Origin of the sequence: Pseudoalteromonas denitrificans DSM 6059, assembly GCF_900112265.1 — a bacterium.
In the GTDB taxonomy this organism is placed as follows: Bacteria; Pseudomonadota; Gammaproteobacteria; order Enterobacterales; family Alteromonadaceae; genus Pseudoalteromonas; species Pseudoalteromonas denitrificans.
The window spans coordinates 1-23,071 of sequence record NZ_FOLO01000062.1 but is presented as its reverse complement, the minus strand read 5'-3'; the positions used below and the strand labels follow the sequence as shown (position 1 = coordinate 23,071).

Below are 23,071 nucleotides of genomic sequence, written 5' to 3'. Positions count from 1 at the left end.
ATTATAACACTAAAAAGCATAGAAAATGCACTGTTTGTTAAACTTATGTTTTAAAAGTTAACTATTAACAATATTTAAACATATTTAATGCAGATAGGGTTAGAGTTTTAGCTCTATAAGTCTATGATAATAATATAATCTTTTAGGTGCTATTTCTCACAGGACAAATGTCCTGTGAGAAAAATTTATTTTTTAAATTTTATAAAGCAACGCTTTTTTTATTTGAAGAGGTTAAAAATTAGCGGGTACAAATACGAGAGTATGTTGAACTTTGCCTTTCACTTTTATTACTGACTAGTTTTTATATCAATTAAGGAATAAAAGTACTCATACTATTTCGCATTTTATAAAGAGGTTATTGTGATCAAAGTTAGTTGCATCTAATAATTCGTCTGAAAAACATCTGCTTTAGTTTTTTGTTGTTCATTGTGGAGCAGTCTAAGTTCCATTTTTGGCTCGTAATTAGTTAATGTTTAACCTGCAGAAAGTTTATACTTTAGAGGTTAAATAACCTCAAAGCTTTTACCATCGATATCTTTAATCACTAATTTATTTAGTTGTAGCGTATCAATACATGCGGTATTCACCGCGATTGTTTGTTTTTGTGTTCTCGGTTTATGATGAGTATAAATACCACAGGTATTACAAAAAAAATGTTCAGCAGTTTGTGTATTAAATTGATATTTCGACAAAGCTTGTGCCCCTGTTTGTAACTGAAACTGAGTTTCATCAACATATGCCATATTGGCATTTCTTCTTTTACATAAACTACAATTACATTTACCTATTCTGGATAAGTCTAAGTTAACCTTGAATTTTACTAACCCACAATGACATTGACCTTGATAAATTTTATCCACTAAACAACTCCACTAAATAAATTATACTTTATTGATAATATGCTTTATTTAAAAGTGAAAGTATATATTTAAATGTAAAGTGTACTTGACTTGGTGGTGTTGGTAAATTAACCTTTTAAAAGTAAAGTTTATTTTACATTTCAATTAAAGGATGTGTATGAAAGAAATAATTAAAGCGGTATTCCCAATAGATATACCTTCTAAAGATGCTAAGAATGCAACTAAAATATTATTTTGGATAATTGCTTTTGCGATCACCATGGTATTACCTAACGTAGCGATAAAGCTAAATTGGTTTGACTCAAACCTCTTAATAATGATGTCAGTTATTTTCCATGGCATTACAGGGATTGGGGTTGTTTTGGCTTATAAACGTTTTTTAAAAGAACTTGATGAGTTAGAACGAAAAATACAGTTTGATGCGCTTGTTGTAGCATTAGGCACTGCTTTAGTAAGTACGTCTGTTTATGCCATTTTAAAAACAACAGGGCTGGTTGGTAGTGTTAATTTATCTATTATCATCATGTTGATATCAGTAACTTATGCTGTCAGTTTGATAATTGGCCGAGTGCGTTATAGATGAAAAATAATTTAAAATTACTGCGCGCTGAGCAAAGTTGGACTCAGGCCGATTTAGCGACACTTTTAGATGTTTCAAGACAAACAATTAATGCGATTGAAAAGGGGAAATTTGATCCCAGTTTACCGTTAGCTTTTAAATTAGCTAAGTTATTTAAAAAACCGATAGAAGAAATCTTTAGGGATGATGCTTAATAACCATTTAAGCTTTGAGCAATTTCTTGTAGTGAAACACCAGAAAAGCTTTGATTAGCACCACTGAAGCTGACTATAATTTCGGCAACCGGGAGTGCAGGTAAACCTTTCGGATCCTCAAATATAGGTACATCTGTTGGCGCTGCGCGGCTTGACAGTACTGTAACTGCCTGACCAGTTCGCGCTAATTCCACTAATACATTACTATTACTGGTTTCTAATAATAAGTCATATTTAATATTTCGCTTTTCTAAACCATCAATAACAGTACTGTGAAATTTGCAGCTAGACTCAAAAAGTGCCAAAACAATCGGGCGTTTATTTAACATGTCTTCATTGTTACACACCCACACTCCTTGATCCTGATAAACAAGCACGCCTTCATTACCATTAGGTGATCGAGTTAAAATTGTTAAGTCTAATTCGCCATTATCTAAACGTTTTCGTAATTCATTAGAATTTGAGGTTACAACTGATATTTTTATTTTGGGTAATTTTTTTCTTAAAAATTTAATCAGTATAGGCAATAACTTGCAAGCATAATCATCGGGGCAACCAATGCGAATATGGGTATGTGTATTATTGCCTTTTAGGGAATTTAGGGCTTCATCATGTAAAGAAAGTAACCTTCTAGCATAAGGTACCAGTGCTTTACCATCATTGGAGAGTATCAAACCTTTACCATCGCGAATAAAAAGCGTATTACCTAATTGTGATTCTAGTCGTTTTATTTGCATGCTGATTGCTGATTGAGAACGAAAAACTTGCCCAGCAGCTCGAGTTAAGCTCCCATTATCAACAACAGCAATAAAGGTTTTTAGCAACTCGAAATCCATTTTGTTATTTGTTTTCATAGCTCAGCTGAGGTTATTTATATTTATGATGTCATTTTAAACCTAAACTTTCCTTTTTTATATCCTTTATCAAAACGATTCCTTCAAGAATATTGATACCTATTATAAATTTTATTGGCTTGCTGTGAGTAAATGATTTTAATAAAGTTTATGTAAGCGATATTAATGATTTTAAGGGAATTTATGAAACTGGTGATCGGCAATAAAAATTACTCATCTTGGTCTTTACGTGCATGGCTTTTGTTAGAGTATTATCAGCAAAATTTTGAAGAGCAGCGCATTGTTTTATTTGCAGATGATATGCGTGAACACATGGAAAATCTGTGCCCAAACTATAAAGTACCTGTATTGCTAGATAAGGGCCTTAAAGTGTGGGATTCATTGGCAATATGTGAATATGTAAATGAGCAATACTTAGAAAATAAAGCTTGGCCAAAGGATATTCAAAAACGTGCTCATGCGAGATCTATCAGTGCTGAAATGCACTCAAGCTTTATGAGTTTACGCCATGATTTACCTATGAACTGCCGTAGAACACCATCGGCTTTATCATTATCAGAAAATACCCTTATAGATATCCAGCGTATGATTGATATTTGGCTTAACTGTTTAATACAAAATAAATCTGAAGGCGGATTTTTATTTGGCGAGTTTAGTATTGCCGATGCCATGTTTATGCCAGCAGTATCGCGTTTTAATAGTTATTGTATTGAAGTACCAGAACAAGTTAAAACTTATATGCAATTAATGCTTAACTTACCCGCTTATAAAAAATGGCAAATGGCTGCACATGCTGAAGTGGAAGTCATTGAAGAAGAAGAAGTTTAAAATTAGATATATTTAAAAAGGAGGTATTAACTTTGCTTCCTTTTATTAAGTTTATTGGCGTTTTTAATAAACCTTAACTCCTAACCTTTATATCTGGGCTGGTATTTATTTCGCCATGAATATCTACAGTTGCGGGGCTATCATTTAACAATAAGACCACTACTTCTTCACAATCGACTCTTCTGATGAAACTTAACTCATAGCCATAATTATACAAAGAACTGACAGATGCTTTTTGTGCATCACTTAGCTTACTCCATAAAAGGTGGCTGGTTGGGCAATCGTGACGCCTTTCATTATCAAATGCATCATTACTTATTTGCATAATCCTCCCTTTAAACAACATTGCTGCACATGTGGTAATTTTGAGTATAATTGAAAAGTGAAAATTCACCTTAAATTGTCATAATAAAATCCAACATATTTAATGAAGGTCTAAAAATGCATATTAATAATTCAGAGCGTTTGCAATTTGAACTAATGACTGAAAAAGACGTACATTTATTTTTTGAGTTAGACCAAAATCCAGAAGTGATGCGATTTATCAACAATGGAAAAATGACTTCCATGGAAGATGTAATCAATATCTATATTCCAAGAATGAAAAGTTATGTTAACGAACAAAAAGGCTGGGGCCAATGGAAAGTTACCATAACTAATACACAAGAGTTTATAGGTTGGGTATTAGTAAGGCCGGTGGATTTTTTTAGTGATGATCCTGAATTTGATAATTTAGAATTAGGCTGGCGTTTTAAGCAAAGTGCCTGGGGTAAAGGTTATGCAACGGAAGCGGCTAAAAGCATTATGGATGCCGTAAGTAATAATAATGATATTAATAAAATATCAGCTATCGCATTAGAGGGGAATTTAGGTTCAATTAATATTATGACTAAACTAGGCATGAAATATATCAAAACATATATTCACAAAGACCCTTTAGGCGATGTTGAAGCTGTATATTTCGAAAAAGTCTTACCTGAATAATCTGGCAATATAAAAGCAGCTATCAAAATTCATGTTCGGTGAGGCTTTAAGTATTGTTTAGCTACAAACGCATTGATCTTTCTTTATCTTATTGTTTTATATTGTCGATACAAAACAATAAGATAAAGATTAAGATGCGCATATAAATTGACGGAAAACGTGTTTGAATCAGTTGAAAGTTAATGACAGCTTTTGGGGATTTCAAAACTATATTCAATTATTTCTGTTAGTTGTATTTTACTGTTATACAGCTCTGAAAACCCTGTTGAGTTCATACTTGAAAAATGACCTTTAAATTTAATGTATATTTCTTGATAAGGTTTGTTTTGATTCTTTATATAATATTCAATCATTTTGTTATTGGGTTCATGTAAATAAGCCCAATGCCAAGTCTGTTGATTACACAATGAAATACTTCTAACCTCATGGCCCCAAACAAACTTCCCCGCATAAATATGATCAATTTCGGTAGCCTGTAATACAGCAGAAATAAAGGGTATAACAAACAAAGTCGATTTTATAAAAAGTGTCATTTTAAGTTCGCCTTATCGTTATTTGAAAACTTCAACTTCATATTGTTCGTCTTCAATTTTTTCGAATGTACCTTCATCTAGTTTTACTGTATGTAATGAAGGTATATTTTCATCACTCATAATATTGATTCCAATCCATAACTTATCTTTGTCGACTGTATCGATTGCCCATACTTTATGGAGCATCGGACTGTTGACAAGAAGCGAATAAATTTTTGCAGTATCGTATAAATAACTTGAAGGGTTGTTGAGTACAGTTTGCAAATCTGAAGGCAAAGTATGAACTTGCACTAAAAATGATATGTTTTTTGTTTTCTGGCCAGTAAATTTATTTTTAATGGGTTTCATTAAAAGCATCACTAGGATCATGCCTAGAAACATAGCATTTAAACTTAAAAGCATTCCTGTCCATGGGTCCATGATAACGACATTACTAAACAACTCTACTGGGATCGTTATTAATAACATAAATATAAAAAGTATCTTAGCCCAACCTTTAAAATGCCAGAGGCCAATCGTACAAATGGGAATTAAGGCAAAAAACAACAAGGCGAATGATAGATAAAAAATGCCACTAAAGTAAAAATCTTGCTCTTGAGAAATGTAATTTTGTAAAACTAAAGGTAAAGTATCAAAAAGAATATTGGACGTTATGGTGCTCATTAAAGATATCAATAGCTGAATAATTAAAACAAGTCTAAAAATGTAAGTTGTTTGCATTTTGATCCGGTACGAGTAGTTAAATATGTAAACATTTTGCAAACATAAATACGACTGTTTGCAAAAATTAAGAGGAATTATAGACTGATAGAAGCCAGTGCGTTTTTATAATCAATTTCTTCTGTTATTTCTTGTGCGAGTTCAGTATGAACTACTATGCCTGACGAATTGATACATATAACAGCGCGGGTTGTTAAGCCTTTTAAAATGCCATTATTAATAGCAACACCAAATTGTGATGCAAAATCTGGGTTACGAAAAGTGGATGCATGTTGTACATTATTCATCCCCTCAACTTCACAAAAACGGCCAGTTGCAAAAGGTAAATCTGCAGAAATGCAAATAATCACTGTATTGTCTAACTTTGCAGCTTCTTCATTAAATTTTCGAACACTTGTTGCACAAACGGGCGTATCGATACTCGGAAAAATATTCAAAATAATATTTTTACCTTTAACCTGACTAAGCGTTAACTCTGATAAATCGCTTGCTGTTAAAGTAAAATCTGGAGATGGCGCACCAACTGTTGGAAGTATACCTGCGATCTCTACTTTTTGACCTTGGAATGTGACTTGATTCATTGTGTTTTTCCTATGTTATGACGAATGTTGTTTTGCTGCAGCGACTGCTGTTTCTAGATTTGGAATAGTTGTGAGTTCAGGTACTCTTTGAATATGTACAACTTTATTGTCTTTGTTAACAACAATAATGGTACGTGCCAATAAACCAAAACTTGAAATTAAAGTTCCTGTTTCATTACCAAATTGATGCGCTATTGAGTCAGATAAAAACATGAGGTCATTTGTTATCTCATTATTTTCTTTAAATCTGTTTTGTGCAAAAGCCGTATCCGCACTAACGGCATATACTTCAATATCATTCAGGTTATGTGTTGTCATAAATGCGTTTAATGCTTTTATTTGTTGATTGCACACAGGCGTATCGACCGAAGTGACGACGTTATAAATTCTTACTTTCCCCGTTAAACTTGATGTATCAAAATCTGAATAAGATTTGTTTTTTAAGATCAATGAAGGAAATAAATCGCCTTTTTGAAGTGTTTGGCCACTGAGTTTAAATGGCTTAGACTCAAGCGTTACGACCGCTCCATCGCCAAGCTTTGCATTTAAGTCTGTTATTTTAAATGTACTTTCAGAGGCGATAATATTTAGGGAGCAAACAAGGGCAAAGGTTGAAAAAATACTTTTTTTCATTACATTTTCTATAACTAATAATTAGGGAAGCGCATACTAGGGTAACTGGAATTGAATACATAATACTTCTGTGTGAGTAATTGTAATAAATGTAATTGCTTGTTACTGATTGTAATCTTGCTAAGTTCTGATTATAAAATAAATTAACGACCCTTCTTTTTTGTTGATAAAGCCTTGATAGCGATGAATTACCTTTGAATTTTTAAATTGTGGCATTCATTCAATATCAATATTATTTATTACGATTAGGTTTATTCTAAATGTTCAAAAAGCAACCGAATTTGAATGTGTAGTAAAAAATGCCATTACCATTTCACTTTTAATATGACAGTTTAAATTTATTTAAGATTATGATTTTTAATCACTATTTGATTTTATTAAGCTGGTTTAATCAAAATAGCTCTCTAAAATTTTAATAAATATTCTGCCTGTTTTTAACACTAAAATAGTTATTAATCCTGATTTTTAGAATCGTTAATTATTTTATAAATTACCTAAAAAAGAGATTGACAGCGATGTCATTTGTGAACATTATGTTTCTGTTAGGATACATAATGTAAATTTTAAGCGGAACTTTCTGATTTTCACAATAATCTGTGCCTACAGTAGTTAGATCAAAAGCGCGGCTTTGTGACTTAAAGATATTAACAATACTCAATAACAAAAAGGTAATATATCTATGTTTAAGCTCAAACTCATTACGTCACTGGTAGGCTACAGTATCGCAGCCAATAGTTTTGCCATGAACCCTCAGCCAGATCCTGAAAATTCAGGTGGTTACCTTGTTTCTCGTGTTGAATTAAACGCAGCACAAGATGCTAAAACAATCAATCCTATGTATGACGTTTGGGCTAAAGCTCTAGAGACGCGCTCTAATAATATTGTTGAAGCGATTATTCCTGGCGCCTTAAACAACCCGAAAAATGTAAAGCGAGTAGAAAGTGTATTTCCTCAGTCAGAATGGAATTTTTTGACGGGTATGGCTGCACCTGAATATACCTATACACGCTTTTTACGTGCGATTGGTAAGTTTCCAGCTTTTTGTGGCGACTATACCGATGGACGAGATGCAGATGCAATTTGTAAAAAGTCTATTATCACAGCCTTCGCCCATTTTTCACAAGAAACGGGTGGCCATATTGCAAAAACAAATACATCTGATAATCCTGAGGGCTTAGAAGAGTGGCAACAGGCTTTAGTGCACGTTCGTGAAATGGGGTGGTCAGAAGGACAAGCGGGTTATATCACAGGTTGTGGTCAAAATGATTGGCAAAATACACGTTGGCCTTGTGCTCCTGGTCAAGGCTATTTTGGTCGAGGTGCAAAGCAATTGTCTTATCATTTTAATTATGGTGCTTTTTCAGAAGTGATGTTTAATGGGGATGCGACTGTTTTGCTCAATGATCCTGGCCGTGTTGCAGACTCATGGCTAAATTTGGCCTCTGCCATTTGGTTTTTTCTTACCCCTCAAGCGCCAAAACCAGCTATGTTACATGTAATAGATCGTACTTGGACTCCTTCACAACGGGAAACAGATGCAGGAATAGGTTATGGCTTTGGCACTACAATTAATGTGATTAATGGTGGCATTGAATGTGGTGCTCAAAATCGCACTAAAGGTCAACCTGTTAATCGCATTCGTTATTGGGAGGGGCTTGCTAATCATTATTTAATTCCAATTGAAACAGATGAAGAAAATACCTGTTGGCAGCAAACACCATTTGGAAGTTTAAACCTTAATGGTGCGACCGATGTGCTTTATACTAACTGGGATGGTAACTGGAAATACTATGCTGATCGCCCTGGTGGTGCTTCTTTTGAATGTGAGTTAGTTGGTTTTCAGACTGCCTATTCAGCTTTAGTACCAGGTGACTATGAAAAATGTGTTACTAACTTTTATGGCTCTCATGCGAGTTGGCCTAAAATTCGTGTCGTAGATGAACTCGATACACCTCCTACAGAGCCTCCTGTAGATGGCGTTGCAGCTTGGGATGAAGCTAAAGTATATAGAGGGACAGATAAAGCCAGTTATAAAGGAAAAGTGTATCAAGCCAAATGGTATACCAAAGGCAATATACCTACAGATGGCAGCCCTTGGGAATTGTATATAGCACCTTAAATCTAAACAATTAAATTACAGGATCTTTATTTTATATTAAGTCACTCAAATGATTTGAGTGGCTTTTTATGAGAAGAATAACGGTGTTTTCTTATTTTAAAAGTGTGATGCAATCCCTCTTTATTTTCAGTAATCCTTCAACATTATTTCGTTTTTACAAATGAGTTCACATAGGTAAACTCGCTGTTTTGAGACTGTAATTAATATTAAATGGCTTTTAATCTTGGTTTTATATCACTCCTTTCACTATATCTATCGACCAAAAATTCATTTTTATCTTTCGTTAAATATGTGAAACGCATTAATTATTCCATAACATCAACAATACGGTCTCTATATGAAGATGCTTTCATTATTCCTTTTTCATTAAATTCGTTATAAGCTTTTGCAACAGATGATTGATTAGGGATTGTTAACATTCTCATCCAGCGGCCTAAAATCCACATGTTATTGATTAAATTGAAACTTTTTTAGCCAGCAGTTATTTGCATAACAGCTAAAACTTTTCCTTGTGTTGGCCTAACTGCGCCTATTGATAGGGGGATCCAATCTATTTGAGTCTTCATTACGCCAGACATGTTGCCGTGTATCTCTGGCGACGACCAAACTTGTGCTTCAGAGCATTGCACTAATTCTCTAAGTTCCCTTAGCATATTAAAATCGGGTCTAAATCCTGCGGTCACTATAATTATATCGACTTCGAAGCTTGTTTCATCATATTCGGTAAAGGCATTTATAAATAACCCATCAGCCACTTTAGTATTTCGCTTAACTTCAAAAGGTGCGTGTAATTCTAATAAACCAGCATCAATGGCGTATTTTGCCGCGATCCCTAATTCCCCGAGCGCTGGTAATTCATCATTAATGCCGCCACCTAAAAGTTTGTCTAATTTATTTGAACGCAATCCCCAAATAACTTTGGTATCAGAGTGTGTATCTTGTAGCTTAAGTAAATCCAGTGCAACGTTAATAGCAGAGTGGCCTCCTCCTAGGGCAAGTGCGCGCTTTGCTGCATAATCAGCTTTGTCTTTACCTATCGCATTTGGGATCCCATAAATAATCAAATCTTGATTTTTTTCACCGGGCACAGGTAAGCCATCAAGACCAATTGGATTGGGATTACTCCATGTACCAGAGGCATCAATAACGGCCGCAGCTTTAATTATGTCTATTTTACCGTTTGATGACTTCACATGAACTGTATATTCAGCATCATCGCGATCATTTGATGATGATTTTGCATGACCTTATTTTGAAACAGCAGTAACTTCTTTCTCATAGGAAATCGCGTCAAAAAGTTCAGGGGTTAATGACGCAGGCGTTAAATACTGCTCTACAATATCCTGCCCGCTTGGTAAACCCTCTTTATCTGTTGCTTGCCAGTCTGTCTTTTGAAGTAATGCTAAAACCTGGCTATCAAGAATATACTTCCATGGACTAAATACTTTAACGTGGCCCCATTGCGACTACCGATTTATGCTTGTTTACATTCATAACTAAATCTCTTTTTATGACTAATTCTCCTTTAAGACGGACTCAGTTCATAAAAGACGAAATAAAAATGATTTTTGATGAAAGCTGATTAAAATACAGCACCATCTTAACGTTTATACACTTAGTGAACGTGAGATTAGGACCCACTCTTTGATATTACAAATTTATATCGACGGCAGAGTACCTGTTGCAGTGTGTTATCTGACTCAAAGTAGAATTATAAATTTCAAGTAATGTCTCTTGTAGCTAAAAGGTGGTGCATATATTCATAACTAAAGTTGTAAAGCCCATTTACAGTTGTAATAAATAGGTTGATAAACATCGTTTTAAAGTTAATTAATCTATATGGGCTCTTGTACCGTTAGGTTGTCAAAATAAATTAGGCAAAAAAATTATAGCTGTAATGGTTTTTTTAAGTGAGCGTGCTTTTGAGTCCACCAGCATGAAATAAATAGTTTAAGAAGTCGGTATTAGTGATGTCTGAACCATTTCGTTTGTTGTAGTGCATTTTGGGATTTATATATTTTTAATATACTTATTAATAGGGAATTATGGCAAACAAAGTATTAGCCCTACTCTGTTAGTTAGCTGCCTTAGTGTATTTGTTTAAGCTAGGGGAAATATAAAGTGTGCGGCGCTCATCGCGAACTTTATCTCTGGTCTTATTATTGATAGCCTGACAGTCACTATATTAAAATGAGTCACTGTCAGATCAAGATTTAACTAACACATACTAATAAATTAATCTTATATATTACCCTGCACGCATTTTTGCAAACAAAAGTTTGTAGGCATCAATATCTCCCCCGTGACAAGATGGGTTATCTGCACATGAAGTGCCCGGTAGGCGAGAACCCGTTCCAGATTGTATTGGCGCTTTATTTTTAAAGCTTGCTAATTCAAAATCAAAAATTTCACTTATTGTGGGTGCCGTGACTGTTATGACTTCAGTATCACCTTTAGGCCAAGGGATGGAAGCTTGTTGGTATTTTTCAGAGGCTCCTGAATTTGTAATATTTTTATCTTGGGGGGTTAGGTGATTTTGTGAAAGAAGTAATTCATTGATTAACAGAGTTGATTCCGGGAAATTATTCGCTGTAAATAGATTTAATTTAATTAAGTTGTCTATAAATGCAGGTACTTTGTTGTATTTAGCTTGATAAGCAACTGCTAGCCATTTATCTGATTGCGAGAGATCATATAGGTTATAGTCATTTTCATGGTAAATAACGCTTAACAAAAATGCTGCTGCCCCATGTTTGTTTCTGGCGGCTTTTTTTAGATATTTTATACCCTCTTCTTTATCTAATACTTCAGTTTCTTTTAAATAAAGTAAACCAGCTTTATGTTGGGCAAAAGTAGAACCATGGCGTGCAGCACGTTTGTAGTATTTTAATGCTTTCTTTAGATTTTTATCTGTACCATAGCCACTAAAATATAATTCCCCTAATGTTGCCATTGCCGCTGGGTGACCTGCTCTTGAATATTGTTTATATTTTTTAAAATAATTAACACATTCATCACTTTGACACTCTGGTATCTCTGAAGCTTGAACAGTTATAAACATCCCTGACAGATAGATACATATCAATATATTTATTATAATTTTCATATTTAATTATCTTCCTTTCTTTGGTAAATCATCATTGATTAGTTCCTTAGATAGAACATTGAAAGTGTTACATTTATTTTGAATAAAAGACAGTCTCTTTATTAATTTAAGCCTTAAAGATATGTTAAAGAAAAGATAGTTATGTTTTCAAAAATAGATGTATCAGAATTTTATAACACGACTCAGTTACCCTTAACGCTACCGCCCTTGCTTTTGTTGTTTTTTTATTTCCTATTCGGTTTTACTGAATTCTTTTTTATCATGAATCCAATCAGTCATCGTTTTTAATTCTGGCTTTGCAGTTCAACTATTCGCCTGTTATTAGGTATAAGAATTTAATTGGATCAAAACAGCAGAGGCTAAATATGTAATAAACCAACCTTTAATGAGTGTGGTTTAAATATACAATTATTAAAAATCTAACGTTAAATATAAAATGCATAAAGTGAAGTTTCAATCTTTATAATTTTCCGACTATTTATAAACTAAGTTTTATTTTATTAACTGCGATCCTTTTTTATTTCCTCATAAAATATTTGTACCTTTTTGGTTTACATACATAAATAGGTTTGATAGGTTATTACCCGAACAAGGAACTATGTAATTAAATAATAACTATAAGGTAGGGAAAAACCCATGAAAAAATTAGTAATTGCACTTAGCTTTTTACCTGTTGTTGCTATGGCAGCTCCGAGTAGTATCAATATTTCAGAATTTATTAAACCTGTTGCGCCATCAGCAATTTTAGACGGTCCTGCTGCATCAAGTTGGTGTGATGGAATTCTAGTGCCAGAAACATATCAGGTATGTGATGAGCGCCCTATCTACGAAGATAAAGAAATTACTGAATGTCACTATGAAAGCTTAGCTGCTGAAGATACGTATTCTTTTACGACTCCTGGTCGATATCAGTGCCGAGGTCCTGTATACCTAGGCAATACACGTTATGATTTAACACGAACAGAATGGCGTACGGATAAAATAAAAGTGGGTGTAGAAAAATACAATTGTCAAACTCGAACTCGTTGGGTTTGTGAGTACTAACATCTCCTTTGTTACGATTTAGGAAAGTGAGAACAGTGATATGAATATGCTTATGTTGGTTAAGAAGGAAACTTACCTCAAATATTTATATTAATTGTTTTCATTTTCTGTTTTAAGCGATCCCTATAAAAATTCTAACGTGTTTTTATAGGAATCGCTTAAAGTTCAAAATATCAGAATCTTGCTTTTCTAGATGATTATTTGAGATATCATCCTTAAGTAAATAAAAACCAGCCTTAATTAATAACCGCTTTGACCCTATGTTATAGCGATAAACTTGTGCTGTTACATAAGTTATATTTAATTTTCTTAATTCTTCGAATAATAAATCTAATGCTTGACTAGCAAAACCCTGTTGTTGATATTGCTCTCCTATGAAGTAACTAATATTTGCATATCTTTCACTTACCTCTTGGGTAATACCAAAACAAATACAGCCCACAAAGCCGTTTTCAGGGTGGAAAATTGCAAACCTTGTTGTATGGCTAGTATTAATACCTTGTATAAAACTATTTGCTTGCTCTAAGTTGGAGACATTGTTTATCGCGAGTTTTTTGCATATATCGGCAGTCAATAAACTTAAGGTTTTTTCGGGGCAAGTTGATTTTAGCGGTTTGAGTTGTAGTTTATTTAAGTTTTTTAACAATCTAGACGAATTTAATTTTATTTGAATATGTGTTGATTTTTTATGCTCAAATAAACCTTGATGAAGTGGTTTATTTAATTGCGTATTATTCAGTGGATTATTATTCATTGTCATTATTTATAAAAGCCGACCCAGAGGCTGGGTTGAAGCATAGGCCGGAAGGGAACTCGGTATTTCAAAGTTATGATTAAGGTAAAAGTCCATCTATGAAGATTTTAAAAATGGGGTTCAACAAATATAAACTGATACAAATGAGCCAAACAACAATTAAGATATCTAAAAAACGCATATACTAAACTCCTTAAAAAATATTAATTAAATGGTTAAAACTTATAAACGCCATATATCGTAATTACCTAACCTTTGTGTTGTATCAAACTCAGATAAGCCTTGGTTTTTAAATTGTTGTGCTAACCAGGTTGAGTGATATTCATTTGCTTTATTTAACTTAAAAAAATAGCTTGATTTAAAAGCGTTTAAATCTTCTATTTGACGTGTCTCATCGGTATTTGCTTCAAGCATCGCCTGCTCGATTAAGTGATTTTCTCGATATCTAAGTCCTTCTAACCAATTAATAAATGGCACGGAAGATGCGTTTTCATCATTGCTCAATAAAGTTGGCATATGGTTTAACCAAAGGTATTCTTTTTTTAAATGAGAGCCCTCATGAGTGAAAATATCTGTTAAACAGCTTTCTAATAAAGTGATATTTTTAAATTTATGATCTGCTGACCAATGACGCTTGTTAGTCATTGTTTTACCTTTTATAAAACTACTTATGGCATAAACCGTCCAATAAAAGGCATCAAATAAGTTTTGACTTTTATCTTTATGATTATTTTCTTTTTTGTGTTTCCAGGTATTTTGATATACAAATAAACGACAGCCTAATAAAGCCAACTCAAATTTATTTACATCTGAACGGTAGCGGGTTTTGTGGATCACATCATTTAACATCGTGCGCGAAAAGTCACTATTAGCTTCACATCTTAATTTAGGGTCTACTTTATCTAAACTTTGATTACTTATAGTTTCATCAATCACTTTTTCTTTAATCTGAAAGCTATTTTCATCAAATGAGAAATCGATATTGTTTTGATCAGTCTGTTTTTTTTGAGTTTCATTTTGAGAGAGTAAATGTTTGAAAGCGAGTTTTTGACTGAATTTCGCTTTAAACTGTCCGCCTTTTTTCCAATCAATATCTGTTAGCGGATTATAATAATGGCTTGTCATTGATTGTTTTTCATTATTTCTAGCTGCGTGTTCGTTATATGTCGTTTTTGTTATTTTTGATTTTATTAACGTATTTTCTTCATCTAAATGTACAGATTTTTCTTTAAAAGCAGGTAAATCTTTAAAAGCGAGATCACAATGAAAATGATCATTTAAGTGTGCATTTATATCATCAACTTTGATATGACTACCTGTACTACAGGGGAAAAACTTATATCCTTGATACTGCCAAGTTGATAGCGCCTCAGATCCAGTCTGCATTTGCGTCATAGTACGGCAATAATAGGCAAGTTGTTGTGCTGTATATGGCTTCATGCCCGCTAGGCGGGCAGCCAAATAGGTTCCATAATAATGAAAGTTACTATCCACAGGGACATCCTTAATAGGGTTATGCAGTGCTGTACTGCAAAATAATGACTGGGTAACCATATATCAGTAGAGCTAAGCCTAAAATGACTTGTGACTTAGCTTGACTAAATATTTAGGATCTTATTTTAGTTATTCTGGTGCTGGTAAGGTTTTAATATCGCCATTTAAACGTCTTATCATGTCAACAAAATGATTAACGGCTTGTTTAGCGACACTTTCATCTACTGTTTGTTCAGTAATGTATGGAGTAATATCGGTACGAATGTGCCCACCCATTAGATTATCTTTTTTACGCTGAACGACAATGGCATTTATTGCCTGGCAAAAAGCAAAGGGATCTGTTTTACAATAAATACGATGCTGCAGTGCAACTTTTTTACCTGAATCATATCTAGGGGCTGCATAAGAAACCATATAGGGTTGCACACTAGGATCGTCACCTACTATGTCAGCACAAGAAAATAATACAAAGTCTGTACTTTTGTGTATATCCATAATTTCATTACACATAGGTAAGTCACCTTCTATCCCTAAGTTGTAATCACAAAAAAGAACATCGATTCCTTTAAGTAACCCTGAAATCATATTTTTAAAACCAGTCATGACTTCAGCTGGTATTTCTTCTGACTCTGGTAATAAAGTAAATTCTGGTGATGTTACTGTGAATTCTGTTTTCCAATGCGCTAATAGCTCAGGGTTATTGCTGCCATCTCTATCTTTATAGGCAACTTTATATCCATTATCGAAACATTCTTCGACTTCAGGTTGATCTGTTAAAAAAGCAAATTTTCGGCCATCACTTGCTACACAAGAACGAAATAATAATTTAATCATTAAATTTAAACTCCAATTTGGTAAATTTATTGTCTGGTTAATCACGCTAAAATATTATGATTTATGTCTTAACTTAACTTGGTGTGACTGACTAAAACCTCTGGTGAACTTACGAAATCATGAAATTTCTGACTTAAATATGGCTGCCAAATTTTGCACCTTTGTTTATATGTTAGGCTGAGTTTTTCATTTAAATTGGCTGGTTTCATGTACAGGGCTAAAATGCATTGTTTTTCTGAATCAAGGTTTTTACTTAAGTATTCAAGTAAGTCTATAAACTGGTTAAACTCTGTACTTATAGGTTTCATTGATGCCAGATATAAATGCACTGAGTTTTTATTTAACTCAATATTAAAATGTTGTTTTCCTATTCGAATCGTTAAAATATAGGCACATTTTTTATCCTGATTATTAATAATATATGTATTGTGTAGCTGTTTTATAAGTGAGGGTAAGTTCGATATTTTGAGCATGTTTTGTTGTTTAAACTCTAACAGAGGTAAACAAGCACTGATTAATTTTTGGCTCCCAAATAAGTGCTCTTTTTTCAATGCTTTTTCAAAATAATGACCCAGAGTAAGGGAGTAAAGTGACATGCATTTCATTTTTTTAACTGGTGCATAAATCTGTTTTAGCTTACTTGATTGTAAAAAGTTGCGTGTCTTTTGTACTGAAGAAAAAATTAAACTCAACTTAGCTAATGAAACTTTATGGGTGAAAGAAAAATGCTTGAATTGCTGATAAAGTGTATTATCTGAACTTTCAAAAGGTTGAATATGCGTTTTTAATGGTTTTACGGGCCCTCCAAACCTTACCGCAAGTCGTTTATATTTGAAATTTTTAGTCCAAGGGAGTTTGCTTTTTTGTTTGACTAAAATAAATGCTTTTTCTATTTTTGAGTGAATATTATTATTTGATTTTTGCCATTGTATTAAACATGATTTTACTTGGTTATGCTGTATTACTTTTGGTGTTTGAGCCTCTTTTTTAACTGTATGCCTATTTTTATTTGCCTTTATCTCTATATCATTAATTTTTATATGGCTATTCTCATTAATTTTAGCCTCAATTGTTTTAATATCATTGTTTGATTTTATATCAAGATCATAAAATTTAATGTTTGTACTTTTATGAATATCAGCTTTCTTTGTTTTAATTTTGGTATTTGTAGTGAGACCAACATTATTGGTTTTAAGATCTGAACTGTTGATTTTACGACTCGCGTTAATACTATGACTTGAAGTTAGATCATTATCAGAAGCACTCGAGTTTGGTTCATTCGTTTTAATATTGGTGCTATAATTTACTTTTTCTGGATTAGTTTTATCATCTTTTTCCTCTTCTTTAGGATCTCCTACTAAGTTAGGGATCGCATTTAGCATGTTAGGTAATTGACTGACTAAATAAGCATACGGGTTATAGTCAGGATCAAAGCTTACGACCTTTGAAGCTTCCTCACTTTTTTGTTCGTTATTCGTTGGTGCTTCTGTGGCTAGTTCAGCTTCTATTTCTTTGGGGTCATTTATTATCATATTATTGTTTTCTTTAGGCTCAAGCGTGCTTATTTGATCAGTTTCGGGTTTTTTAATTGCTTTTTTTTTATAAATGATACGATAAGGTCGAATAAGTGAAATGCGACGATATCGAATGCGTATTCTTTTTTTTGTCATAATTCAGCCCTTATTTAGAGAAATAAAACGCAAAGCAGCCAAGTACACGAGTGTATTTGGCTTTATACCTAAGCGACTTCAGGCATCTGAAGAGGTTTGATATATATACGTTTCATTTATTTCATTACAGTGCGGCTGAAACTGCGCTGGTTAAGGTTCCGATAGCGGCATTAACAGCTTTTTGAATGGCGGCTTTACTGGCTATTTCTAAACCTAACATTTCTACTTCTAAAATTGATTTTTCACGAGCAAGTTCAGAGTCAAAATCTTCTTGGTTTATATCACCATTAGCACGTGCCTCAACTAGCTCGGCAATAGACTCCTTGTTGTTATCTAATACTTTAAGCAAATTTCCACTTATATTGTCGCCATCTTCTTGTAAATCACTACCAGCAGTAGAAGCCATGTTTTTAAATAGGTTTGCGATATCTATACTCATTTTTATATCCTTTTTAAGAATGTTTTATATTGGTTAATAGTTTTTTAATTGATTAGTAGGTTGTTGATTGCTTTGTGGTATTTTCTTAGCTTCTTCACCTTTTATCATGGCGAGGAAAAGTCGGTTATATTGTTTTCTATGTCGTTTAAGTAAAAAATTTGAAATGGTATCTTGTTTTTTATGTTGCTCTCTATCTTGTTTGAATAAAGAAATGGTGATATTGACCTGTTTAAGAGTTAGTTCGTTCAAAGCCCTTAATTCTTGCCTAGTCTTAAGCGCTTGTAATTCAACATCAATATCCATATATGATGATGCGTTATTTGAATAGGTTCGTTTATGTGCAGGCATATAGCTTAGTCGAATGAATAAGCGATCTACTTTTTTAGCGACTAATTCTAGTTGCTCTAAAGTGCGCTGGTCATAGTCTGAAATCAATTGCAAAGAGCAAGATGCCAGTGAAAAAACAATTAAAAATGGGAGCAATATTTTGAGTGATAATCGTGTTTTTTTATTCATTGCATATTTTCCTTACTTGAAGTTATAAATGTGAGGTACTCAGATAAAATTCTTTGTATTTCTTTTTTACTAATAAAGTCTTCGTCACCTAGCTTTTGTTGGATGTTTAAAAGTTCACTGGCTAAACCAGAAATAAATACGAGTTGCTGTTGGTTAAATTTATTCGTGAGCATTTGCTTAATAACTTCGGGGTCTTCTGCTTGTACGGGAGAGATAAATGACTGCACGGTTTCAACAATACGATCTAAAATTTTATAAACTAAGTTAGCTGAAAATCCGCCAACTAATGCCATGGTAATGCGAATTGCAGCATGGCTGACGCCTGAAGCTGTGGTACCGCTGGCCTCCGATGCTGCCTTTGCAACTGCATCTAAGTTGATAGGAATGAGTTGCGTTAATATAATTCCAGCAATCAAACCAACTACAAATCGCACCCAATAAGAACTTTCGTATTTAGGATCATATATTCCCGCAGTGACATAGGAATTTGCTTTAAAGAGTGCTGAGAATGATGCTCCTATTGCAGCGGATGCTAGCAAAATAGTTTGTACGTAAAGTAATCTGGCTCCTTCCATATCAAACATGCTTGTAACCATGTTTTCATTATTGATGTATTGAGACAAACTTAAACCAATCAAAGCTGACAAAGAAACAATTGCGACTAACATCATGCGCCGGATCAGTGGCACTCTCCCTAAAAATAAAAATATGGAGCCTTTTTCTTTTTCTCGGGCCATTAAGACAATTGTTTCTGGTTTAGCTGGAGAAATGAGTTCAGCTAACCGATTGTGCATATCTGTTAGTTCTTCAGCAGACACTTTGTCTTTAGTGACCATTTTCTCAAAAACTTTCATTATGTTTGCGGGTACTTTTAAACCTTTACTAAAAGCATGTTCTGCCATTGCTTGGCATTCTTTTTCAAGATGTCCCCAAAATTCGTTTTTATTACCGACTTCTTTTAGTTCAAATTCAGTAATCTGCTTCATTACTCTCCCCTCTTGGCTAGCTATAAATTGCGCTGTTTTATCTGTGTGCTTACTTTATTCGGCTAACTAAAAACAAACTCGGGTAAAAAGAGGATAAATAAGGTTGGTTAAATTGACTGTATTGAATTAAAAACTGCTATAGAGGGTGAGATATTCATGCTGATATTTGAAACTGAATTTTGAGGTGGTATATCGAAAACAGCGTTTTAAGTTGTGAGATGATTTACTGCGCTAGAAGTCATTAACGTGAATAGCTGATTTTTGAAATGATGGGATACTCATAGCTGAATGTCCCATCAAAACAAATATAATAATGTTAACTTATATTAAACACATAAATCAGCGTTTGAGCATGTCACAAGTGGAGATGTAGGTCTTTGGCACCAGTAATCATTTGTATTTTGACAAAAAGCTTCTGATTCAGGACCTCGTGCGCCACCTATTTTTGGTGTCATATTCATTGGAAGTGCTTTGTTATCATTAGATAGGTTTTTTAGTTTCTTTTTGTTTAGTTTAAGTTTCATTTTAATATCCTAATTGATTTTTAATTATTTTTTGCTCATTCATCTATTTTTCAATTTATGAGCTTTATCATTCAGAGGCCTGTACCTCTTTCATAATCATATTGGAAATAAAACTTTTTTTGTACCTTAAATTTATTGTATTTAATATATTGATAAATCATCATAAAAACATCAGCTAAATTTCAATTAAAACTCAACTAAATTTCAGATAACTTACTTTTGAGATGTAAATCTATGGTTCACCTGGAGGAAAGATAATTTTTTGATAATAAAATGAATATTAAAGTAGGTAAAAACACGATTTAACGTCAATAAAATCTTGGAGTTTTCTGATTTTAAAAGTGTTTCATGCGCGCTATAAAGAATTAATTTACAGGGCCTGTATTTTTAAAAGTCAGGGGTAAATTCATGTGCGACAGGTTTGTTTTGGGTGAGCATATTATTAAATTAATGTTTGTCTCATTTTTCTACCACCAACAGGAGATAATCCATTCTTTTTATAAAAGTTTAATGTACGCTCAAATTCAGGTAATGGGGGGGTACATAACTCAATGCAGGACCAATTTTGTTGTAGACCATAAGCTCTGACGCGATCTAATAAAATACGACCTAATCCAGATGTTCTATGTTCGGGTGATATATAAAACTCTTGAATAAGTCCAATTTTCCCTCCTGCATATAAAGCATACGTTTCTGCGAAGGTTGCAACGGCTATTGGTTTATTTCCATAAAACCCAATAATGGCAGCATAATGCCCTTCTTTTAATAGTTTTTGGCAGCGTTGAGTCGTTTCACTAAGTGTTATATCAAAATGTTGTGTTTTGGTAAGTTTACAAATCTCACTTGTGAGTTTCAGTACTAATTGAGCGATATGTTCGGAATCTTTTTCAGTCGCTTCTATAAATTCGATTTTCATTTTGTCCATATTGAGCGAGTTTGGCGCTATCCTTTATCTGTTTAAACTAAGTTAAAATTTCCAAGTAATTTTATTTTTAAGTTGTTTAACAATTTTTGAGTCTATTGCTATTTTGAGTGGCTCTTCTTTAGGGGCTTGAGTTGATGCACATTCTGTAATAAGGATATTCCTATCAAGCATATTTTGTGAAACATTTATTTTCCATAAACAATTTAAATCTTTGAATACAGCAACAAATCAATTATTTTTATTCATTAATTATTACAGTTATGGCACATTAACTGAGTTTAATTTTGCTTGCAATAAATAAACGAATACAAAATGTTAATTTGATATAGTGCAGTAATATAAAAATAATGAACGACACAATAACTAGGGTCTCATGCGTAATATGATAATTGAAGATTTTTTTATAAATACTGCCGCTGGTGATATTTATGTTAAGAAATGGACGCCAGAACGATTAATTGATGAAACTCCTATCGTATTACTTCACGATTCTTTAGGGTGTGTTGCGTTATGGAAAGATTTCCCCGAAATGCTATCAAGACACTTATCTCGCGTTGTAATTGCATATGATAGGTTTGGTTTTGGTCAATCCAGTAAGCAAGAGAAAATACCAGATAAGTGCTTTATCTTAGAAGAAGCAACCTTATATTTCCCTATGTTATGTGAGGCTTTGAAATTAGATAAGTTTATTCTTTTTGGTCATAGTGTGGGTGGTGCGATAGCGATTACCATCGCTGCTCATGTAGAAAACTGTTTAGCTGTAATAACAGAAGCCTCTCAGGCATTTGTTGAAAATTTAACGGTTAAAGGCATAAAAAAAGCAAAAATATTTTTTGAAAAATCAGAACAATTAAAGAAACTTGAAAAGTGGCATGGTGAAAAAGCCGATTGGGTTTTACATGCCTGGACTGATGTTTGGTTATCTCCGGAGTTTTCTAATTGGAGTTTAGCGCCTTATATCCATAAAGTGACATGCCCGGTTTTGGCTTTACATGGTGATAACGATGAATATGGTTCATTAGCATTTCCAAAATTTATAAGTCAGAAAACCTCAGGTGAGTCAAAAATGATCATTTTAAATACTTGTGGTCACATTCCACATAAGGAAAAAACGCAACAAGTACTAACGCATACTAAAGAGTTGCTAGGTCGTATAATTCCCTAATTGTAAATAGTTATAAAATACCTATGCACTTAAAAAACATGCATAGGTACCAGGGAAGTTATTATTAAAAAATATATTTAGCTCTTAAAAAGAAGCTTGAGCCTAAATAAGCTGCGCTATAAGCCCCAGAGGAATTAGTATTACCAGCTGTTAGCATGGTGCGTCTGGGTTCCTGATTAAATACATTATTTAAGCCGATTGAATAAGCAATATTATTATCAGGTTTATAACTCATATTTAAATTAGAATAGCTCCATGCATCTATGTCATAAATAAAGTCTTCTGCGCGACCAGGAGTTGTTGATTTACCAATTATATAAGTGATCCAACCAAACGAGAGGGCACTCTTATGCCAGTTAATACCAAAATTTAGCTTATCTTTAGGCTGATGACCCCCTGTTGCTGTATGTGTGTGATTACCAAGGGAAACTGTCGGTCTAATTACCGAGCGACTTTGTCGTAAGTAGCATATCAGCCAGTTACTAAACTGGCTATTGTTTATGCTGACTTTTGTAAGGATTGTGATTTTTCAACTCTCAACGCAGTGGTATTCATATTGTTTCTTAGCCATACACTGCGCACTCCATTTGGGCTGATATCAATACCAAGCGCTTCAGTCAGCTTCATGGCGACTTTCTGCTGACCAAGGTGAGGATGTTCGATTGAGAATTGAACAACCGCCTTTTCGATTGCCATATCCACACAGTTTTTATGCCGTATATTAGGCG

24 protein-coding genes and 2 pseudogenes are annotated in these 23,071 nt (G+C 33.5%); 7 read left to right on the top strand and 19 right to left on the bottom strand.

What is annotated here, in order from left to right:
• Window positions 1–503 precede the first annotated feature (503 nt).
• Entirely contained in the window at window positions 504–860 is a 357-nt protein-coding gene (locus tag BM088_RS23150; RefSeq protein WP_218156550.1) for a GFA family protein, read from the bottom strand.
• A 157-nt stretch (window positions 861–1,017) separates the two neighbouring features.
• Here BM088_RS23150 and BM088_RS23145 point away from each other — a divergent pair, with 157 nt between their 5' ends.
• A complete protein-coding gene (locus tag BM088_RS23145; protein ID WP_091990483.1) occupies window positions 1,018–1,443 on the top strand; it encodes a hypothetical protein in 426 nt (141 codons plus the stop codon).
• The gene (locus BM088_RS23140) at window positions 1,440–1,634 is read left to right on the top strand and encodes a helix-turn-helix transcriptional regulator (RefSeq protein WP_091990481.1); all 195 of its coding nucleotides are present in this window, start codon (window positions 1,440–1,442) and stop codon (window positions 1,632–1,634) included. Before BM088_RS23145 ends, BM088_RS23140 begins: the two co-directional genes overlap by 4 nt.
• On the opposite strand, the gene BM088_RS23135 is transcribed toward BM088_RS23140, so the two are convergent.
• A complete protein-coding gene (locus BM088_RS23135; protein WP_218156549.1) occupies window positions 1,631–2,488 on the bottom strand; it encodes a LysR family transcriptional regulator in 858 nt (285 codons plus the stop codon). The two genes, BM088_RS23140 and BM088_RS23135, sit on opposite strands and share 4 nt — an antisense overlap.
• 183 nt (window positions 2,489–2,671) lie before the next feature.
• On the opposite strand from BM088_RS23135, the gene BM088_RS23130 reads away from it, so the two are divergent.
• Complete coding sequence (locus tag BM088_RS23130; protein ID WP_091990474.1) at window positions 2,672–3,316, top strand: glutathione S-transferase family protein; 645 nt, start codon at window positions 2,672–2,674, stop codon at window positions 3,314–3,316.
• Between the two features lie 73 nt (window positions 3,317–3,389).
• On the opposite strand, the gene BM088_RS23125 is transcribed toward BM088_RS23130, so the two are convergent.
• Window positions 3,390–3,641, bottom strand: coding sequence for a hypothetical protein (locus BM088_RS23125; RefSeq protein WP_091990472.1), 252 nt, complete (start codon window positions 3,639–3,641; stop codon window positions 3,390–3,392).
• Window positions 3,642–3,757: 116 nt separating this feature from the next.
• Between BM088_RS23125 and BM088_RS23120 the strand changes: the two genes are divergently transcribed.
• Entirely contained in the window at window positions 3,758–4,300 is a 543-nt protein-coding gene (locus tag BM088_RS23120) for a GNAT family N-acetyltransferase (RefSeq protein ID WP_091990469.1), read from the top strand.
• A 179-nt stretch (window positions 4,301–4,479) separates the two neighbouring features.
• Here BM088_RS23120 and BM088_RS23115 read toward each other — a convergent pair whose 3' ends face one another.
• The 4 genes from BM088_RS23115 to BM088_RS23100 form a co-directional block, all read right to left on the bottom strand.
• The gene (locus BM088_RS23115) at window positions 4,480–4,833 is read right to left on the bottom strand and encodes a hypothetical protein (RefSeq protein ID WP_091990466.1); all 354 of its coding nucleotides are present in this window, start codon (window positions 4,831–4,833) and stop codon (window positions 4,480–4,482) included.
• A gap of 18 nt (window positions 4,834–4,851) precedes the next feature.
• Window positions 4,852–5,553 carry a hypothetical protein gene (locus BM088_RS23110; protein ID WP_091990464.1) on the bottom strand — a complete coding sequence of 234 codons (702 nt, stop codon included), beginning with the start codon at window positions 5,551–5,553 and terminating at the stop codon, window positions 4,852–4,854.
• Between the two features lie 77 nt (window positions 5,554–5,630).
• Entirely contained in the window at window positions 5,631–6,134 is a 504-nt protein-coding gene (gene tpx / locus BM088_RS23105; RefSeq protein ID WP_091990460.1) for a thiol peroxidase, read from the bottom strand.
• A gap of 15 nt (window positions 6,135–6,149) precedes the next feature.
• Window positions 6,150–6,767 carry a peroxiredoxin gene (locus BM088_RS23100; RefSeq protein ID WP_091990458.1) on the bottom strand — a complete coding sequence of 206 codons (618 nt, stop codon included), beginning with the start codon at window positions 6,765–6,767 and terminating at the stop codon, window positions 6,150–6,152.
• Between the two features lie 679 nt (window positions 6,768–7,446).
• Here BM088_RS23100 and BM088_RS23095 point away from each other — a divergent pair.
• Window positions 7,447–8,886, top strand: a complete 1,440-nt coding sequence (locus BM088_RS23095; RefSeq protein WP_091990455.1) for a chitinase — start codon at window positions 7,447–7,449, stop codon at window positions 8,884–8,886.
• Window positions 8,887–9,092: 206 nt separating this feature from the next.
• Here the strand turns inward: BM088_RS23095 and BM088_RS23090 are convergent.
• Window positions 9,093–9,530, bottom strand: a pseudogene (locus tag BM088_RS23090) (NAD(P)H-dependent oxidoreductase); the annotation flags it as partial.
• A 1,604-nt stretch (window positions 9,531–11,134) separates the two neighbouring features.
• Window positions 11,135–11,992, bottom strand: coding sequence for a tetratricopeptide repeat protein (locus BM088_RS23085; protein WP_091990452.1), 858 nt, complete (start codon window positions 11,990–11,992; stop codon window positions 11,135–11,137).
• Between the two features lie 636 nt (window positions 11,993–12,628).
• On the opposite strand from BM088_RS23085, the gene BM088_RS23080 reads away from it, so the two are divergent.
• Window positions 12,629–13,036, top strand: a complete 408-nt coding sequence (locus BM088_RS23080) for a hypothetical protein (protein ID WP_091990450.1) — start codon at window positions 12,629–12,631, stop codon at window positions 13,034–13,036.
• Window positions 13,037–13,181: 145 nt separating this feature from the next.
• Here the strand turns inward: BM088_RS23080 and BM088_RS23075 are convergent, their stop codons facing one another.
• The 9 genes from BM088_RS23075 to BM088_RS23035 all read right to left on the bottom strand — a co-directional run bounded on the left by BM088_RS23075 (window position 13,182) and on the right by BM088_RS23035 (window position 21,169).
• Entirely contained in the window at window positions 13,182–13,796 is a 615-nt protein-coding gene (locus tag BM088_RS23075) for a GNAT family N-acetyltransferase (RefSeq protein WP_091990447.1), read from the bottom strand.
• Between the two features lie 216 nt (window positions 13,797–14,012).
• Window positions 14,013–15,284, bottom strand: coding sequence for a DUF6765 family protein (locus tag BM088_RS23070; protein WP_091990444.1), 1,272 nt, complete (start codon window positions 15,282–15,284; stop codon window positions 14,013–14,015).
• A 129-nt stretch (window positions 15,285–15,413) separates the two neighbouring features.
• Window positions 15,414–16,118 carry a hypothetical protein gene (locus BM088_RS23065; RefSeq protein WP_091990441.1) on the bottom strand — a complete coding sequence of 235 codons (705 nt, stop codon included), beginning with the start codon at window positions 16,116–16,118 and terminating at the stop codon, window positions 15,414–15,416.
• 68 nt (window positions 16,119–16,186) lie between these two features.
• Window positions 16,187–17,788 carry a hypothetical protein gene (locus BM088_RS23060; RefSeq protein WP_091990439.1) on the bottom strand — a complete coding sequence of 534 codons (1,602 nt, stop codon included), beginning with the start codon at window positions 17,786–17,788 and terminating at the stop codon, window positions 16,187–16,189.
• Between the two features lie 124 nt (window positions 17,789–17,912).
• A complete protein-coding gene (locus BM088_RS23055; RefSeq protein ID WP_091990436.1) occupies window positions 17,913–18,227 on the bottom strand; it encodes a hypothetical protein in 315 nt (104 codons plus the stop codon).
• Window positions 18,228–18,260: 33 nt separating this feature from the next.
• Window positions 18,261–18,743 (bottom strand): hypothetical protein, encoded by a 483-nt coding sequence (locus BM088_RS23050; RefSeq protein ID WP_091990434.1) that lies wholly within the window; start codon window positions 18,741–18,743, stop codon window positions 18,261–18,263.
• Window positions 18,740–19,729, bottom strand: coding sequence for a hypothetical protein (locus BM088_RS23045; protein ID WP_091990431.1), 990 nt, complete (start codon window positions 19,727–19,729; stop codon window positions 18,740–18,742). The genes BM088_RS23050 and BM088_RS23045 overlap by 4 nt, the downstream gene beginning before the upstream one ends.
• A 326-nt stretch (window positions 19,730–20,055) precedes the next feature.
• The gene (locus BM088_RS23040) at window positions 20,056–20,253 is read right to left on the bottom strand and encodes a hypothetical protein (RefSeq protein WP_091990428.1); all 198 of its coding nucleotides are present in this window, start codon (window positions 20,251–20,253) and stop codon (window positions 20,056–20,058) included.
• A 442-nt stretch (window positions 20,254–20,695) separates the two neighbouring features.
• Window positions 20,696–21,169 (bottom strand): GNAT family N-acetyltransferase, encoded by a 474-nt coding sequence (locus tag BM088_RS23035; protein ID WP_091990495.1) that lies wholly within the window; start codon window positions 21,167–21,169, stop codon window positions 20,696–20,698.
• Between the two features lie 382 nt (window positions 21,170–21,551).
• On the opposite strand from BM088_RS23035, the gene BM088_RS23030 reads away from it, so the two are divergent.
• A complete protein-coding gene (locus BM088_RS23030; RefSeq protein ID WP_245763902.1) occupies window positions 21,552–22,343 on the top strand; it encodes an alpha/beta fold hydrolase in 792 nt (263 codons plus the stop codon).
• Window positions 22,344–22,841: 498 nt separating this feature from the next.
• On the opposite strand, the pseudogene BM088_RS23025 reads toward BM088_RS23030, so the two are convergent.
• Window positions 22,842–23,071, bottom strand: a pseudogene (locus BM088_RS23025) (ISNCY family transposase); the annotation flags it as partial.

What these genes read in the sequence shown, in the direction of transcription:
- BM088_RS23145 (WP_091990483.1), top strand. Translation starts at nt 1,018, where the DNA reads ATGAAAGAAATAATTAAAGCGGTATTCCCAATAGATATACCTTCTAAA.
- BM088_RS23140 (WP_091990481.1), top strand. Translation starts at nt 1,440, where the DNA reads ATGAAAAATAATTTAAAATTACTGCGCGCTGAGCAAAGTTGGACTCAG.
- BM088_RS23135 (WP_218156549.1), bottom strand. Translation starts at nt 2,488, where the DNA reads ATGAAAACAAATAACAAAATGGATTTCGAGTTGCTAAAAACCTTTATT.
- BM088_RS23130 (WP_091990474.1), top strand. Translation starts at nt 2,672, where the DNA reads ATGAAACTGGTGATCGGCAATAAAAATTACTCATCTTGGTCTTTACGT.
- BM088_RS23125 (WP_091990472.1), bottom strand. Translation starts at nt 3,641, where the DNA reads ATGCAAATAAGTAATGATGCATTTGATAATGAAAGGCGTCACGATTGC.
- BM088_RS23120 (WP_091990469.1), top strand. Translation starts at nt 3,758, where the DNA reads ATGCATATTAATAATTCAGAGCGTTTGCAATTTGAACTAATGACTGAA.
- BM088_RS23115 (WP_091990466.1), bottom strand. Translation starts at nt 4,833, where the DNA reads ATGACACTTTTTATAAAATCGACTTTGTTTGTTATACCCTTTATTTCT.
- BM088_RS23110 (WP_091990464.1), bottom strand. Translation starts at nt 5,553, where the DNA reads ATGCAAACAACTTACATTTTTAGACTTGTTTTAATTATTCAGCTATTG.
- tpx (WP_091990460.1), bottom strand. Translation starts at nt 6,134, where the DNA reads ATGAATCAAGTCACATTCCAAGGTCAAAAAGTAGAGATCGCAGGTATA.
- BM088_RS23100 (WP_091990458.1), bottom strand. Translation starts at nt 6,767, where the DNA reads ATGAAAAAAAGTATTTTTTCAACCTTTGCCCTTGTTTGCTCCCTAAAT.
- BM088_RS23095 (WP_091990455.1), top strand. Translation starts at nt 7,447, where the DNA reads ATGTTTAAGCTCAAACTCATTACGTCACTGGTAGGCTACAGTATCGCA.
- BM088_RS23085 (WP_091990452.1), bottom strand. Translation starts at nt 11,992, where the DNA reads ATGAAAATTATAATAAATATATTGATATGTATCTATCTGTCAGGGATG.
- BM088_RS23080 (WP_091990450.1), top strand. Translation starts at nt 12,629, where the DNA reads ATGAAAAAATTAGTAATTGCACTTAGCTTTTTACCTGTTGTTGCTATG.
- BM088_RS23075 (WP_091990447.1), bottom strand. Translation starts at nt 13,796, where the DNA reads ATGACAATGAATAATAATCCACTGAATAATACGCAATTAAATAAACCA.
- BM088_RS23065 (WP_091990441.1), bottom strand. Translation starts at nt 16,118, where the DNA reads ATGATTAAATTATTATTTCGTTCTTGTGTAGCAAGTGATGGCCGAAAA.
- BM088_RS23060 (WP_091990439.1), bottom strand. Translation starts at nt 17,788, where the DNA reads ATGACAAAAAAAAGAATACGCATTCGATATCGTCGCATTTCACTTATT.
- BM088_RS23055 (WP_091990436.1), bottom strand. Translation starts at nt 18,227, where the DNA reads ATGAGTATAGATATCGCAAACCTATTTAAAAACATGGCTTCTACTGCT.
- BM088_RS23050 (WP_091990434.1), bottom strand. Translation starts at nt 18,743, where the DNA reads ATGAATAAAAAAACACGATTATCACTCAAAATATTGCTCCCATTTTTA.
- BM088_RS23045 (WP_091990431.1), bottom strand. Translation starts at nt 19,729, where the DNA reads ATGAAGCAGATTACTGAATTTGAACTAAAAGAAGTCGGTAATAAAAAC.
- BM088_RS23040 (WP_091990428.1), bottom strand. Translation starts at nt 20,253, where the DNA reads ATGAAACTTAAACTAAACAAAAAGAAACTAAAAAACCTATCTAATGAT.
- BM088_RS23035 (WP_091990495.1), bottom strand. Translation starts at nt 21,169, where the DNA reads ATGAAAATCGAATTTATAGAAGCGACTGAAAAAGATTCCGAACATATC.
- BM088_RS23030 (WP_245763902.1), top strand. Translation starts at nt 21,552, where the DNA reads ATGCGTAATATGATAATTGAAGATTTTTTTATAAATACTGCCGCTGGT.